11 protein-coding genes, 1 tRNA gene and 1 pseudogene are annotated in these 17,194 nt (G+C 31.8%); all 13 read left to right on the forward strand.

Annotated features, from left to right (window positions below):
- The first annotated feature begins 294 nt into the window (after positions 1 to 294).
- The 13 genes and pseudogenes from IY230_RS02655 (at position 295) to IY230_RS02715 (ending at position 17,059) form a co-directional block, all read left to right on the forward strand.
- Positions 295 to 1,977: a DAK2 domain-containing protein gene (locus IY230_RS02655; RefSeq protein WP_196369793.1), complete on the forward strand. Its 1,683-nt coding sequence runs from the start codon at positions 295 to 297 to the stop codon at positions 1,975 to 1,977.
- A gap of 126 nt (positions 1,978 to 2,103) precedes the next feature.
- A tRNA-Leu gene (locus tag IY230_RS02660) sits at positions 2,104 to 2,189 on the forward strand.
- A gap of 179 nt (positions 2,190 to 2,368) precedes the next feature.
- Positions 2,369 to 2,818, forward strand: a pseudogene (locus IY230_RS02665) (NUDIX hydrolase); the annotation flags it as partial.
- 23 nt (positions 2,819 to 2,841) lie between these two features.
- Positions 2,842 to 3,369, forward strand: coding sequence for a GNAT family N-acetyltransferase (locus IY230_RS02670; RefSeq protein WP_196369794.1), 528 nt, complete (start codon positions 2,842 to 2,844; stop codon positions 3,367 to 3,369).
- A gap of 113 nt (positions 3,370 to 3,482) precedes the next feature.
- Positions 3,483 to 4,823, forward strand: a complete 1,341-nt coding sequence (locus IY230_RS02675) for a DUF2130 domain-containing protein (RefSeq protein WP_196369795.1) — start codon at positions 3,483 to 3,485, stop codon at positions 4,821 to 4,823.
- A 134-nt stretch (positions 4,824 to 4,957) separates the two neighbouring features.
- The gene (locus IY230_RS02680) at positions 4,958 to 5,560 is read left to right on the forward strand and encodes a hypothetical protein (protein WP_196369796.1); all 603 of its coding nucleotides are present in this window, start codon (positions 4,958 to 4,960) and stop codon (positions 5,558 to 5,560) included.
- Between the two features lie 16 nt (positions 5,561 to 5,576).
- Positions 5,577 to 7,139 carry a phosphodiester glycosidase family protein gene (locus IY230_RS02685; RefSeq protein ID WP_196369797.1) on the forward strand — a complete coding sequence of 521 codons (1,563 nt, stop codon included), beginning with the start codon at positions 5,577 to 5,579 and terminating at the stop codon, positions 7,137 to 7,139.
- Between the two features lie 225 nt (positions 7,140 to 7,364).
- Positions 7,365 to 8,210 carry a MurR/RpiR family transcriptional regulator gene (locus IY230_RS02690; protein ID WP_196369798.1) on the forward strand — a complete coding sequence of 282 codons (846 nt, stop codon included), beginning with the start codon at positions 7,365 to 7,367 and terminating at the stop codon, positions 8,208 to 8,210.
- A gap of 146 nt (positions 8,211 to 8,356) precedes the next feature.
- Positions 8,357 to 9,505 (forward strand): anhydro-N-acetylmuramic acid kinase AnmK, encoded by a 1,149-nt coding sequence (gene anmK, locus IY230_RS02695; RefSeq protein WP_196369799.1) that lies wholly within the window; start codon positions 8,357 to 8,359, stop codon positions 9,503 to 9,505.
- 15 nt (positions 9,506 to 9,520) lie between these two features.
- Complete coding sequence (locus tag IY230_RS02700; RefSeq protein ID WP_196369800.1) at positions 9,521 to 10,819, forward strand: 6-phospho-beta-glucosidase; 1,299 nt, start codon at positions 9,521 to 9,523, stop codon at positions 10,817 to 10,819.
- The gene (locus IY230_RS02705) at positions 10,816 to 12,030 is read left to right on the forward strand and encodes a glycoside hydrolase family 10 protein (RefSeq protein ID WP_196369801.1); all 1,215 of its coding nucleotides are present in this window, start codon (positions 10,816 to 10,818) and stop codon (positions 12,028 to 12,030) included. The genes IY230_RS02700 and IY230_RS02705 overlap by 4 nt, the downstream gene beginning before the upstream one ends.
- Complete coding sequence (locus tag IY230_RS02710) at positions 12,030 to 16,004, forward strand: family 10 glycosylhydrolase (protein ID WP_196369802.1); 3,975 nt, start codon at positions 12,030 to 12,032, stop codon at positions 16,002 to 16,004. Before IY230_RS02705 ends, IY230_RS02710 begins: the two co-directional genes overlap by 1 nt.
- The gene (locus IY230_RS02715) at positions 16,004 to 17,059 is read left to right on the forward strand and encodes a serine hydrolase domain-containing protein (protein ID WP_196369803.1); all 1,056 of its coding nucleotides are present in this window, start codon (positions 16,004 to 16,006) and stop codon (positions 17,057 to 17,059) included. Before IY230_RS02710 ends, IY230_RS02715 begins: the two co-directional genes overlap by 1 nt.
- Positions 17,060 to 17,194 lie beyond the last annotated feature (135 nt).

Genomic DNA, 17,194 nt, shown 5'->3' on the forward strand with positions numbered 1-17,194 from the left:
TCACTCCTTTTATTGCCTTATTAAGTTTAACATATTAAATTATAAAAAGCAATAAAAAACTTGATAAAATAAATAATGAAAATTTTAATACTATTTACACATTTAACGTAAAAATCTTAAACTTATAAATTATGATATAATATATAGGTAAATCGTATGTATTAGATTATGATTGCTTTTTAAAAAAAGTATGATATACTAAGTAACGTTCAAGACTGGTTTCTTACCATCTAGAAGAAAATAAAAACTTAATTAATCATTCATCGAAACATTTTGGTGAATCGGAGGAAAATTATGTCTAATAAAAAAATTAGCGGTGACCTGTTTAAAAAAATGGTTACTAATGGTGCAATCCACTTAAAAAATAATCACAAAGAAGTAGACCACCTTAATGTGTTTCCGGTACCAGATGGTGACACGGGAACAAATATGCAAATGACTATGATGGCGGGTGTTAAAGAAGTCTCCCAAGATCAGTCAAATTCTATCGTTGATGTATCAAAAATATTATCTAGAGGATTATTAATGGGAGCTAGAGGTAACTCTGGTGTTATCCTGTCACAATTCTTTAGAGGACTCTATTCTGAAATCTCTAAAATCAATAATGGCTCACTAACAATTAAAGAATTTATTCAAGCACTTGTTGGTGGCTACCAAATGGCATATCGTGCTGTTATGGATCCTGTTGAAGGAACCATTTTAACTGTGGTTAGAGAATCAGCTGAAAGAGTTTTAAAAGATCAAAAGAAATATACATCAATCGAAGACGTTTTAAAGGCTTACTTAATGCAAGCTAAAGAAACACTTATTAAAACACCTGAATTACTTCCTGTATTAAAAGAAGCTGGTGTAGTTGATAGCGGTGGTGCTGGCTTTATTAAGATTATTGAAGGTATGTTAATGGCGCTTGAAGGAGAAGTTCTAAGTGAGTTAGATGCTATTCAAGGTATGCCTCAAGCAAACCTTGATTATGTGGGTGCACATAACCTAGGTGAAGTGGATATCAAGTTTGGCTATTGTACAGAGTTTATCGTTCAATTATTTGATTGGGAAAACTTTGATATTAACAGTGTTAGAAATCCATTAGAACAAATGGGTGATTCATTAGTTGTAGTTACTGATGAAGATTTACTAAAAGTTCACGTTCATACAAACCAACCAGGTGTTGCATTAACACTTGCTCAAAAATTTGGTGAACTAAAAACAATTAAAGTAGATAACATGCGTACACAACATGGTAACATTACAGGTCAAGACCACTCAGATCATGATCATGCACAAGCCGTACCTGAACTAGCACCGGTGAAAAAACCAAGATCTAAATATGGTTTAATTGCTGTTGGTCAAGGTGAAGGTGTAAAAGCTGCATTTAAAGAATTGGGTGTTGATTTTATTATTGATGGTGGTCAAACAATGAACCCACCTACAGAAGATTTCATCAAAGCAATCGAAGCAGTTAATGCTGATAATGTCATTATTCTACCTAATAACTCAAATATTATATTAACAGCTGAACAAGCTGCAAGTTTAACTGAAAACCAAAATGTATCTGTATTAAAAACTAAAACTGTTGCTCAAGGTTACTCAGCAATGATCTCATTTGACCCAACTGCAACCATCGAAGAAAACACTGATGTGATGATGGATGTTGTGAATGAAATGAAATCAGGTGAAGTGACTTATGCAGTTAGAGACACTGAAATGCATGGTGTTCAAGTTAAAAATGGAGATTACATCGGTATTTCTAAATCTAAAATCATCGTATCTTGTAAAGATAGATATGAAGCAGTAACAAGTTTATTAGAATCAATGATCACTGAAGATTCAGAAATAGCAACACTGTTCATCGGTAACGGCGTTAGCGAAGATGAAGTTGAAAAGGTAGTTAAGTTTGTTGCATCCATTAATGATGACTGTGAAGTTGAAACTATTAATGGTAAACAAGATGTATACTCATACATCATTGCAGTAGAATAATTATTAATCTATTAATTAAATATAATGGAAGCAATTTAAACCAAAGTGAAAACTTTAAAGTTGCTTCCATTATTTTTATCATGATATTGATTTTCTTATCTTAAAATGATAATATTTATAGGGTATGCTCGGGTGGTGAAACGGTATACACGCTACCTTGAGGTGGTAGTGGGAGAAATCCTGTGAGGGTTCAAATCCCTTCCCGAGCACCATAAGATTATAGATGGGTCTAATACATTTATTGTATTGACCTTTTTTATTAGGTTTTGGGTAAAAATAATGTAATGTTGATATAATGATACATAGGAGTGAACGAATGAGACAAATTTAATATAGTGACTTAAGGGACTATGATGATTTAGATAATAAGTATCTCAGGGTTGCTTGCAGGGCTATCATTATTAAAGATAATAAACTTGCTATGATAAAAGGTAAAAAATTTAATGAACTTAAATTCCCTGGTGGTGGGTTAGAACAAGATGAAACACATTTGGAGTGTCTCATGCGTGAAGTAGTTGAAGAAACTGGTTTAATCATAGATGTTCTTACACAAAACCCCTTTGGACTAGTTACTGAAATTAGAAAATCCACAATTGAAGTGGACACTATTTTTCAAATGAATTCTTATTACTACACAGTAAGTCTGGATGATACGAAGTTAGGCAAGACGAATTTAGATCCATATGAAATAGAACATGGCTATGAACTTATCTGGGTTGACATTCATGATGCAATTACTACAAATAAGTTAGCACTTAGCCAAAGTATTGTGGATGCTACATGGATAAAAAGAGAACTCAAAGTTATGGAACTACTAAAGGTGGAAGCTTTACTTTACTAAAAATTATATAAAAGGAATTTAAAATGAGTTTAAAACTTATCAAACTAGATGAAACATACAAAAAGGAATTAGGTCAAATGATTGATGAATGGACATATGATCAAAAAGTGAATAAAACCAATCATTCACCTTGGTCCATTTTTAAAAATGATTATAAAGATTTTAATCATTATTTAAACAACTTGGAAGTATTGAATCCGGAAAACGAACGCGTCCCAGATTCTGTATTTTTTTTACTAGATACAAAAAGGTCTAGATTACTAGGTGGAGTCAATATTAGACATTACCTAAATGATAGTTTAACAAAAGTTGGTGGTCATATAGGCTTAGGTATCAGACCAAGTGAAAGAAATAAAGGATTTGCTACTCAACTGATTGCACTATCACTCATTGAATGTAAAAAGCTTGGAATTAAGCATGTTTTAATTACTTGCGATAAAGAAAATATAGGTTCTGCAAAAGCAATCATCTCAAATGGTGGCGTACTGGAAAACGAAGTAATGGATGAAAAGGGTAAAATGATTCAAAGATATTGGATTAAAATTACTTAAATATTATCAGGATTAAAAATTATAAGTATGACTACTTATATTTAAGGATTTTTCCTAAATATATTAGTATGGTAAAATGGTTTAATAAGTTATGTATTTTAAAGGGGGTTCACATGTCAAAGTTAAAGGTTAAAATCATAGATTCGCACACACTTATGCTTGAAGAAAACGGTCAAGCTGGAGACACGATAGACTTAAAATCACTTCATTCTGTAGATGAATCTTTCATCATGGAACGTATTAAATCTCAACAAGATGAAACTTATAATCGCTTACTACAGGGTGTTATAAAAGAAAACCAGTCACAAATTCAATTAAAACTAAACGAACAGTTAAGAAACTTTGAATTAGAAAAAAACAAACTCATACAGGACAAACTTAACCTAGAAGGTAGATTGTCTTCACAAGTTGAGTTAAGCAAAAAGAACGAACAAATTCTTACAAATACTTTAAAATCAGAATTTGAATTAGAACGTCAAAGACTAAATAATGAAATTCAAACAATTGAACTTAAAATTAAACAAAATTTAGAAAACACTTACAAAGAACAGATAAATCAAAAAGCTTCTTTAATACAGTCTCTACAAGCTGAAAAAGAAAAAATGATTATTGAACATCAGTTGCAACTGAACCAAAAACTTGCAAAATTAAATGATGATATTTCAATAAAAGAAAAAGAAATTGAAGCATTAAAGAGAGAAAGAAGTTCAAGGAATATTAAAACCATCGGTGAGAATTTAGAAATTTGGTGTGATGAGCAGTTCAAAAATGTTTCACTTTATGGATTTAAAACCTCTACATTTACTAAAGATAATTTAGTCATCAAAACGGAAGGTGACTCTAAAGGTACAAAAGGTGACTACATCTTTAAGGTATTTAATAATGAATCCCACGACATCCTTTTAACTAGTGCTATGATAGAAATGAAGAGTGAAGCATTAGAATCTGAAAATAAAAAGAAAAACTCTGATCATTATAAGAAATTAGATGATGATAGAAATAAGAAAAATCTAGAGTATGCAATATTAGTGAGTGAACTAGAATATAATTATGAATCGGACGCTCCTATATTTTCAGTACCAGGTTATGAAAAAATGTATGTTGTTAGACCTCATTTTTTCATCACGTTGTTAGGTATTTTAGAATCTATTGGTATGAAATATGCCGATATTATAACAAATAAAGAAATCCAAAAAATAGAGTTCCAAGAATCTGAGAAAATTCTTCAGGATTTTGAAAAGTTCAAAGAAGATATTATTGGTAACTCCATTAGACATATAACAACACAACTAGAGAACATAAAGACTAAAACAAACACGATTATTTCTAGTGTAGAAGCTATACAGGAAAGTGTTCGTATTATTTTAGATTCCCACTTAAATGCAGTTAGAAATAAAATAGAGGGTTACTCTATTAGACGTGTTGTCAAACATATCGAAAAAATTCAAGATTAATCATTTAAAACAGCCTAGTTTATTTAAATTGGGCTGTTTTCTTTATATATTCACCTATTCAAATTTTTTTTCATACTAAATTAAGTAAAATAAAATTGAAAGCGTTTTAATTACACAAAAAGAGAGGGATTTAGATGAAGAAAATGTTATTAATGATATTACTTTCATTTACATTGGTACTTGTAGCATGTACTGGTAATGACGAAGATGATAAGGAAGATGAGCCAACAGTTCAAGAAATTTTTGAACATAAATTTGAGTTTTTAGAAGCGAATAACTATGATCTAGAAATTAAAATTAGAGATCATCAAACACTATTGGATACAGTTGTTCAAATGTCTTTTGATGGCACTAAAATCAGATATGTAGATGCAGATTACATTGCATATTACGATAACTCTGGTGCTAAGTCAAAGATGTATGTGAAACAAGGTGATGAATATGTTGTAAGTGAATCAAATTTCAAATCTTCAAGTTTATTATTTTACGGTTTTGAATTTGACCAGTTTGATGCCAACGGGGATACAATGTATATTTTGAAGTCTGATCAATATAATACATTAGATACATTTATTGGATTAAATGACGAAGTGACAAGTATTTCAAGTCTTCAATTTAGAGTGGATGAAAATCATTTAACACAAGTAATATTTGATATCACAGTGGGTGATACTATTTATTTAGTGACATTGACTGTCTCAAATATTGGACAAGTTTCACTTGTCTTACCGGCATAAGTAGGGGGCTAACTATATGAAAAAATTATTAATCACAATATTTGTATCTATCATGCTTATTTTATCTTTTACACCCAATACTCAAGCTCAAGAACTTTTCAGATTTGAGCATGAACTTAGTGAAAGAAGATATGTAGATGGTATTGAACATATTAAACGTGTAGGAACAATGATTTATGGTGAAGAGATTACATCTCAACATTACAACTATTTAGGTGTTAACGTTAAAACAACTGACTATAATATCATAGCAAGTGATAACTACAGACCTTATGAATGGGGTATGTCTAATTTAGCTGGACATATTGAAATTGCTAAAGCAAGATTTCCTCATCTAGACTTTGTTGGTGGTGTCAATGGTGACTTTTATGATATCGAGAATACAGGCCGTGCATCGAATACCCATATTGTAAATTTTGAAGTTATACACCGTGGACCAACTGGTGGACGTAGTGCAGTAGGTTTTACAGATGAAGGTGATATGGTCTATGGTACACCATCATTTTTAGGACAACACTTAAATATATTAAATGAATATAAAGAACTTAAAATGAGATTAAAGATTGATCGAATCAATCAATTACCTCAAAATGATTTAGAAATTGCTATTTTCCACCAAAACTACGCATCTGAAATTCCTGCAGATTATCATAAAGTAATTGTTAAAGCTAGTGATTTAAAATCAGATGCAAGTGGTAACATTAACTACTCTAAGGGCGTATTAGATTCAAAAACAACAGATGCTCACACAATGGAAGAAAAGACTTTTGTTTTAGTGGGTAAAGCATTTCAAGATGATAACTTAATTACGAGTTCAGATACTGTTTTAGTTCAAGAACTATTAGGTAACGGCTTTGAAAATGTTAGAAACGCTATCGGAACAGGTCAATTACTTGTCAAAGATGGTGCTGTACAACATGCAGCATTTAAGAGTTTACCAAGTAATAATATGGCACACTTTAGACACCCTAGAACAGCAATCGGCCAAAAAGCAGATGGTACAGTATTCTTTATCGTAGTTGATGGACGTGATGCTTTATCAGGTAAATATGGTGTTAAGTATAGTGAATTAGGTGAACTTATGAAAATGCATGGTGCAGTTACTGCCTTCAACTTAGATGGTGGTGGTTCATCAACTATGTTACTAAGAAATAGTGAAACAGGTGAGTACGAGGGATTAAATACGTACTCTGATGGTCATATGCGTTCAATTTCTAATGGATTACTATTTGCAAGAGGAGACCTTGAACCTGTGTTTGTAGATATACCTTACCCAGATACAAGAACTCCATTTGAAGCACCAACTGGTTTATTTGTTGATTCTGAAGGTGTATTCCACTTTACTGGTAACAGTGAACATATGGAATATGTACTAAAAATTAATGGCAGAGAACAATATTTAACAAAAGAAACTATTTCTTTACTACTGGCACCTGGACAACATGAAATTCAAGTTCGTGTTAAAGGTAATGCTGAATATTCAACTTCTCCATTTAGTGAATCTTACACATACAACGTACATAAAAATGATGTAAAAATCATCCTTGATCTCATTAGAAACATCGCTCAAGGTAATTAATAATAGTCGTTAAAAACATATGGATATTTAAATTGATGTATGTTACACTTATGAAATAAACTATACAAAAATGTATCTTTAAACATATATGATGAATGAAACCGTTAAACCTCACATAACCACATTTTAAATGTCATTTACAAGAAAAAGTCAATGTGTAATTAATAAAACGGTTTCACTCATGTTATAATATATAAGAGGAAGATAAATGAGGTGTAGTGATAAATGAGTGTAATGTTAAACATGCTGAAAAATAAAGAAGCACTAAGTATGGCGGAACGCATTGTTCTTGACTATTTAATTGAGAATAAGACGTCACTTAAAGATTTTAGCGTGGAAAAAATTGCAGAGGCTGCTTACACATCTCCAGCATCCGTTGTAAGAATGTGCAAAAAGTTAGGCTATAATGGTTTTAAAGATTTTAAAATCGATTTTATTCTTGCAAACTCTAAAGTAGAGATTCCTGAGACAAGTGAATACACGGATGTTATTTTAATAAAAGATCAAAATAATGGAAAAAAAGCGATTGAGAATAATATTCGAGCACTTGAAGAAACTATTAATCTATATGATGAAAAAACCTATACTAAAGCGGCATCCTTAATCATGAATGCTAGAAAGATATTAATCTTTGGTAAAGGATCAAGTTTCTTAGTATGTAAAGACTTAGAAATGAAATTAAGACGTATTAATAAATTTTGTGTGGCACAAGGCGAATCACATGACCAATTAGTGGATGCATCCTTTATTAATAATAAAGACGTTGTAATTTTCATATCAAACTCTGGTAAAACTAAAGAAATTATTTCCTCAGCATTACTAGCTAAAGAAAATAAAACACCAATTATTAGTATTACAAGAATTGGTTCAAGCATCCTTGCAGATATATCAGATATAGTGTTATATACTTCAGCACTAGAATCAGAATTTAGAAGTGCTGCGATGACTTCGCGTATATCTCAAATGTCCGTGGTTGATGCACTTTATGCAAAATGTGCATACACAGATATTGATCGTTCGATTCAAGCACTTGAGACAACTTATAGAACGATTAAAAAATTTAAAAGATAATTCAAATGAGAGCACCTATAAAATAGGTGCTCTTTTTTTGAAAACATTTTTCTAAGTGTGAAAGAATTAGACGAAATTAAGCGCTTACAAAAATATGGTAAGACTTTACTATATAATGAAAGCGTAACCAAAATACGAGGTGGCATATGAACCAATCGAAACTTGCTTGCGGTATTATGAGTGGTACATCATTAGATGGTATAGATGTTGCAATAGCAACAATTTCAGGTACTGGTCTTAATACAAAAATTGAACTCATCGTAGCAGAAACCTTTCCATATCCCAAAGATATATTAGAAAGAGTTAAACTTGCTATTGATAATGAACTAAGGGTAAGAGACGTATCGAGTCTCAATTTTGAACTTGGTAGACTTTATGCAGATTGCGTCATTAAGTTATGTAAAGATAATAAGCTAAATCCTTCAAGTTTGAGTTTTATTGCATCGCATGGACAAACTGTGTACCACCAAGGTGCTACACAAGATGGAAGTAATCCAAACACACTTCAACTAGGTAGTGGATCTGTGATTGCAGGGTTAACCCAGACGACAGTCGTTTCAGATTTTAGGGTAGCAGATATGATTGCAGGTGGACAAGGGGCACCCCTTGTACCTTTTGTAGACTATATATTACTATCAAATAAAGATAAAACACGTATCATCCAAAACATTGGGGGAATATCTAATATTACGGTATTACCTAAGACTCAATATGAAAAAGATGTCTATGCCTTTGATACAGGTCCGGGTAATATGATGATAAATTATGCAATGGAGTATTTCTTTAATAAGCCATATGATGCATCAGGTGAAACTGCTAATAAAGGTCACCTTATCAAAGCACTATATGATGAAATACTTCAACACCCATTCTTAAAGCTACAACCACCTAAATCATGTGGTAGAGAAGAATTTGGTGTTGGTTTTACAAAAGAGTTAATTAAAAAATATCATAACCATACACCGGAAGATATTATACATACACTCACGATAGCAACCGCAGACACAATGGTGGATGCTATAGAAAAAATCGTTTTAAATAAACATGAAGTAGATGAACTTATCATCTCTGGTGGTGGCGTTCATAATACATTTTTGATGCAACATTTAAAGAAAAAACTACACCCAATAAACGTCTTATCCACAGATGATATTGGATTATCAAGTGATTTTAAAGAGGCTCTAGCATTTATTGTTTTAGCCAATCAAACAATGTATCAAGAACCATCCAATCTACCTACAGCAACTGGTGCAAAAAAAGCTGTCGTACTTGGAAATGTTTCTTACTACAGATAAAAAAAGGGGCTAATCATGAATAAAAAATTAAAATTAGTAATTATTGGTGCAGGATCAAGTTACACACCAGAATTATTTAAACACATCATATTAAATTATCAAGATTTAAAAGTAACAGAGCTTGCACTAGTTGATTTAGAAGATAATCAAACGAGATTAAATATTATGACTGAATTTGCATACAGAATGTTTAAAAAGCATAACATTTCAATAGATATTTCTCAAACAATAAATAGAAGAGAAGCACTGGTTGATGCAGACTTTATACTTATTCAAATTAGAGTGGGTCGCATGGAAGCAAGATATTTCGACGAAACTATTCCTGCACAATTTGAAATGTTAGGACATGAATCGATTGGTATTGGTGGCATGTTTAACGCGTTAAGAACTATTCCAGTGATTTATAAAATCATTGAAGATGTTAAAGAGCTGGCACCGAAGGCGTGGGTTATTAATATTAGTAATCCTACAGGAATCATTAGTGAAGCTGTATTTAGATTTGCTGAATTTGATCGCTATATGGGTTTATCAAGTAGCCCAAATCAAGCAACCAAAAGTATCATTGAAAGATTAGGTGCAAAACCTTCTGAAGTAGTGCCTTATTTTGCAGGTTTAAGTGAATTATCATTTATCTCTAAAATATATCATAAGAGTAAGGACAAACTACCTAAACTTTTAGAAGAAGACTTTTGTCCGTCTAAAAGATTTATGGCACAAGAAAATATAAAACAACTTAAATTATATCCCCATCCAAATTTAAGAGTGTTTTATCAATATGATATAGCAGTACCTGAGTTTTTAGAACAAATTAGAAATAACAACATTCGTACGAATGAAGTCATTCAAATAGATGAAGTATTATTTAAACAATACAGTGACCCCTCAGTAGATGAAGTACCTAAAGATATTGAAAAAAGACTTGGTCATGATTATGCACAAACAGCGATTCAAATCATTGATTCTATGGTGAATAATAAAAAGAACTATCATGTGATTAATACAGTAAATCGTGGTCATATCCAAGGACTACCTAATGAAACATCTATAGAAATCACTTCACGTATTACAAATAAAGGACCAATTCCTGTCCATATTGGTGAACTGCCACTTCAAATACGTGGTATCGTTCAACATTTAAAAGCTTATGAAGAATTACTATGTGATGCGATTTATGAAAAGAACTTAGATAAAGCACTACTTGCATATCAAGTGCATCCTTTATCTAAATCATTTATTACTACCAAACATGCATTTGATGCATTATATGAAAAACATAAAAATTTACTAACATACTATGGAGCGTACAACATATGAAACTAAACTATTTTGGAACTGATAAATCACTTAATTACTTTAATACAGATAAACAAGTAGTTATACCTGAAAAATTTAACTTAAAACCATTTAGAGCATTTTGGATTTCTAATGTGTTAAACATTGATTTACCCAATATGAAAGATCCATCTTATAAAGATAAAGTCATAGAAATGCTAGACACAGCTAAAGCATATAACATGACAGCAATCTTTTTTCAGGTACGTACAACAAATGATGCTTTCTATAAATCTAAGTTAAATCCATATTCTAGATTCTTAACTGGAAAAGAAGGAGAAGTTCCTTCATTTGATGTACTAGAGTTTGTTATTAAGGAAGCTAAAAAAAGAAATTTAGAAGTCCATGCTTGGTGTAATCCATACCGCGTCAGTATGAAAACTGAAATGACTAAAGCTGAATATTTAAATACGTTAGATGATTTAAATTTTGCTAAAAAACATCCAGAGTTTGTTGTAACTGACAAAAATGGTCAACTGATCTTAAACCCAGCAAAAGAAGAGGTGAAAACATTTATTATTGATTCTATGCTAGAAATTGCAGATAACTATGATGTACATGGAATTCACTTTGATGATTACTTCTATCCATATGCAGGTTTAAGCGATAGTGATAATGATACCTATGATTTTGAACAAAGAATAGATAAATCATTAACACTAGGCGATTTTAGAAGAAATCAAATTACAGATGTTGTAAGAAACTTAAATAAAACATTAAAAGAAAAACACCCTAACTTAAGATTTGGTGTATCGCCATTTGGTATATGGAAAACTAAAAAAAATGATGCATTAGGTTCGAATGTAGATCCACAATGTAGTCAATCTTATGATAATCAATATGCAGATAGTTACTTATGGATTAAAGAAGGAATAATCGACTACATCGTACCACAACTTTACTGGGATTTTGAGCACAAATTAGCACCATTTGCGGATTTAGCTTTATGGTGGGCTGATGTATGTAAGGGTTCGAATGTAGATTTATATATAGGACATGGTCCATACCGCTATGGTGAAAAGGGTGGCTATGAAAATCCTTATGAAGTCGTGAATCAACTTAAATTTACAAATCAATTTGAAAATGTAGTTGGTAATGTATTCTTTACATATAAGACATTTATCGATGAAACAAAACAACAACAAGGTATGCATCTTGTTAAAAAATTACTGAATGGAAGTGAGGATGTTTAATGAAGAAAGTAATTTTACTATTATTAACGCTCGTATTAACGTTAACTTTAATACCAACAAATGAAACACATGCTTATCCAGAACCTGAGGTTTTAACTTCACCCGGTGAATTTAGAGCAACTTGGATATCTCATTTAATTGGAAGCATGTCAGATTATACATCAGAACAAAACTTTAAAAATGAAGTTAATTCAATTTTAAATAATATGGAAGCAAACAATTTAAATGTTGCTATCGTACATTTTATAACACATAATAATGCACTTTATAAATCTGAAATCAACCCAGTTGCAAGTTGGTTTGCAAATGTTAACTTTGATGTATTTGATCCGATGGCATATTTCATCGAAGAAGCACACAAAAGAGGGATTGAATTTCATGCTTGGGTGAACCCATATCGCGTGACTGCAAAATCATCAGATTTAATGCAGAATAAATCTGGTAGTATACCCGCTCAAAATCCACAAACTAATCCAGCGAATCTCTTATCAAATAACACAGGTGATGGCAATATTTTAAACCCTGCATTACCAGTAGTACGTGAACATGTTGTAAATACGATATTAGAAATCATTGAAAACTATAATGTGGATGCCATCCACTTTGATGATTACTTCTATATGGAAATGAATAATGGTAGTATCTTAAATGACCCGGACCAAGCATTATTTTTATCTGATCCGCTAGGTCAACCAAATACAGCTGTTGGTAAAGCAAATTGGCGCCGTGCGCAAATTAATACATTCATTGAACAGGCATCTAACGCGATTAAAACTTTTAACCAAGCAAACGATCGTTATGTTCAATTTGGTATTTCTCCAACCGGTATTTATAGAAATGGTGATGGTGTTGTTACCTATGATCAAGACGGAAAACCTATTACAAATGGTTCAAACACACAAGGTCAAGAACACTATGCATCATATCTATTTGCAGATACCCTTCACTGGATAAGTGAAGGATGGTTAGATTATATTCTTCCTCAAAGTTATTGGTCAATAGATCATGATTTAGGTGGTTTTAATAATGTAATGAGTTGGTGGAACAAGGTGGTTAGGTTTTTACCTGTTAATTTATACTCTGGAATAGGTGTTTACATGCAAACAAATGGTTGGTTAAGTAATGTAAATGAGTTTTCTGATCAATTAGACATATTAATAAATTTAGAAAATGTGAATGGCTTTAGTGTTTACTCTTATAATTATTTAAAAGATGCATTTAATGGTTCAACAAATATGACTTCTCAACAAATCAATAAGGCTTATCAAAATCACTTGACTAATTTTGCTGTCTTACCAGAAATTAAAAGTATGTACCCTGTAAGATTACCTCAGGTTTCAAATGTTGTACATAATCCTACAAATGGGTTATTAACATTTGATGCACAAACTGATGCAAAATTCTACTATATCTATAAATCAAGTAATCCATTAAACTATGTGGATGCTGAGATTATCGATATCATCCCAAATGATGGTAATACTACAATCACTTGGGATTCTAATGATACAACCACTTCAAATAACTATGGTGTACGTTCCATTTCTTATACCAATCACTTAAGTCCTACATTTGAAAGTAGTATTGAAGCACCAACACATACCTTTACAGGTACATTTGATGGTGTTAGATTTACATCACAAGTAGAACTAGAATTTAGTAGTGAACATGATATTTACTATAGTTTAGATGGTAACACTTGGGAAAGTTATACAACACCGATTCATATTATTACAAACGGTCTAAATACAATCTACTATAAAGCAGTTGATAGTTTAGGCAATGAATCCAACGTAAAACTGCTTAATTTCTATACAGAAATTAAAAATGAAGTGCTACCAACAATTACAATTAATGGTACAGCATCTGGAACAAGTTATCTAGTAGGTACAAAAATTGAAATAGATTCACCAAATCATGATATTTGGGTCAAAATAAACCACGGTAGTCCGGGTACCTGGGTACCTTATGAAGGACCTATCACATTAACATCAACAGGTAACTATGCAGTGTTAGCTAAGACTATTGATAAAGGTGGCATTGAATCTGCTGAAGTTCAACAAAACCTACGTATTGTCTCAAGTTACACTACACCAACACTCGAAATTGCAGGTGATGGAGTTGATTCAAATTATGACTGGTTAGAAATTACTATTAACTTCGATCAAAATGCACCTGAACCAAGATATCGAATGAATGGAGGAGCTTGGATACAATATGTAGAGCCTATCTTATTTGAACAAGTTGGTCACTATACAATAGAATATCGTAATGGACCATTAGAGCCTATTTATAGTAAAACATTTAATATTGTAGAAGGTCCAGGAGAAGTTACTGTAGACATTCAAGGTAACTTAGTGGAAGGTACATATATTGGACCTGTCACAGTTACTTTAACGCCTAATCAATCAACAGATAAAATTGAATATCGACTTTATAATGGACAAAATTGGACTACATGGTCTAATTACACATCACCAATTACAATTTCAACAACAGCAAATCATAGAGTAGCTTATAGAGTAACATCTTTAGCAGGTATTGTATCTGATGATGTAGAAATAAGAATACCAGTATCCATTCCAATTACAGAAGACAATCCATTCGTCATTAGAAATGGACAAAATGTCTATTACTATCAAACAAATACACCAGTAGCACTACCAACAACATATACAGAAAAAGATAAAGAAATCCGTGCTGTTTGGGTTGCTACTGTAGCTAATATCGATATAACACAGTATGATAATGAAGAAAACTATAAGAACCAAATTATAAGTATACTAGAACGTATGAAAGAACTTAAGTTTAATACAATGTTCTTCCAAACAAGACCGATGAATGATTCATTTTATCCATCTGAATATGCACCAATGTCAAGATTCTTATCTGGCACAGAAGGTGTAGGTGTGGGTTGGGACGTCTTAGAATTCTTAATTGAGGAAGCACATGCACGTGGTATTGAAGTACATGCATGGATGAATCCTTACCGCGTAGCAAGTGGTTCTACAGCATCTATTGAAGATCAATTAGCACTACTACATGATTCAAACTTTGCTAAACAAAATCCAACTTATGTCGTACAAGATCAAGGTGGTGCACTTATTTTAAACCCAGGGATACCTGAGGTTAGACAGTATTTATACAATATCGTTGATGAATTAATGGAAAATTATGCAATAGATGGTGTTCACTTTGATGATTACTTCTATAGTTATAGTGGAACAGAAGACGGTCAAGATGCGGATGCATTCTTAAACTACAATCCAAACAATTTATCACGTGATGACTGGCGACGTGAAAATGTTAACATGTTTGTGAAAAATATCTTTGAACGTGTTGAGGCACATAATGAAGATAATGATATGCATGTGAAGTTTGGTATTTCTCCATTTGGAATTTGGAGAAATAAAACACAAGATCCACTAGGATCAAATTCACAAGGTTTATCTAGCTATTCAGCTCAATATGCAGACTCCAGAAAATGGGTTAAAGAAGGCTGGTTACATTATATTATTCCTCAATTATACTGGCAATTTGATCACTCAACAGCACGTTTTGCTGACTTAGTGGACTGGTGGGTTGATACAGTAAAAGATACAGGGGTCGACTTAATTATTGGACAAGGTTTCTATAGATATGCAGAAAGTTCAAATAATTGGACAAATGAATCTGAGTTCTTAGAACAATTAAGATATATGTCACAATATGATGAGATTATTGGAAGTTCTATATTCTCTTATAAAACATTAAACTCTAACCATGCGCTTGTTCAGGCTGCACTTACTAGATTAGAAGACCATTATTGGACTAAAAATGTAGAACATACATGGGAAACACATATGAATGATGAAGACCCAGCTCCAGAACCTACACCAGCAAACTTTGATATAGCTATATTTATATCAGCGGTTTCAACTTTTGTAGTACTGTTAGGTGTTGTAATATTCATTGTTGTAAAGAAGAAAAGATAATGGAAAGAATTAAATCATTTTTACAAAAAGGTGTGGATGAATCACGTTTTCCGGGCGCGCATTACGCACTTATTACGAAGGATAATTTAATCACTGATTTTGTTGGGTATAAACAAATATACCCAACAAAAGAGGTTTTAAGTGGGGATGAAATATATGATGTTGCATCCCTTACTAAAGTTATTTCAACCACAACACTTATCTTAAAGTTAGTAGATGATAAATTACTATCTTTAGATACAAAATTACATACAATCTTGGATAGATATAAACATCCACATACAACCATTAAAGAATTACTTATCCATGCTTCAGGATTACCTGCTGATGTATCTAAAATTAGAACAGTAAAAACTAAAGAAGCAGTGATGGATATTATTTTTAGTATGGATTTAATTTATGAACCAAATACTAAAGTTGTATACTCTGATGTTGGTTTTATCTTGCTTGGTAAAGTGATAGAAAAAATGTATGAAATGCCAATTAATGAAGCCGCACAAAAATATATCTTCAATCCATTAGGTATGCTAGATTCAGGGTATAGACCAGAGGCTTCACGAGTAGCACCAACAGAAAATCATGACGATGATTTTTCAAAAGGACTACTTAAAGGTAAAGTGCATGATGAAAAATCCTATTTATTAGAAGGACTAGCTGGTCATGCGGGATTATTTTCTACAGTGTATGATATCGGTTTATTTATTCAAAGTATCATAAATAATAGATTTGTACTAAGTAAAGAAATGACAGATAAAATATTCTTACCACAGATTACCGATGACTCTTTAGGTTATAAAGTAACTAGAACACTAGGTTACTTAAAACCCTATGAAGATAGTTTTGCAGGATCAAAACACAATTTTGAACATACCATAGGGCACACCGGTTTTACTGGGTGTCATATGTTTATTGATAAGCAAAATGAAATAGGATTTGTATTATTATCCAATGCTGTTCATCCAAAGCGTAGTTTAAATAGAATTATAGGTTTACGCAATGATTTAGGAAATATAATTTATGAAACGAAAGTAATTAGAAAAACGATTAAAAGGTGAAAATAATATTCAAAAAGTAAAAATATGGAAGCGTTGTCTTTACAAATACACGTATTAGTTGACAGCGCTTTCATAATGTAATAAAATTGAGTTGTATATTAAATATAAAAAAAAAGAAAAAGGGAGTAAAAAAAA

This window comes from Acholeplasma laidlawii (assembly GCF_015709225.1).
Lineage (GTDB): Bacteria > Bacillota_I > Bacilli_A > Acholeplasmatales > Acholeplasmataceae > Acholeplasma > Acholeplasma laidlawii_A.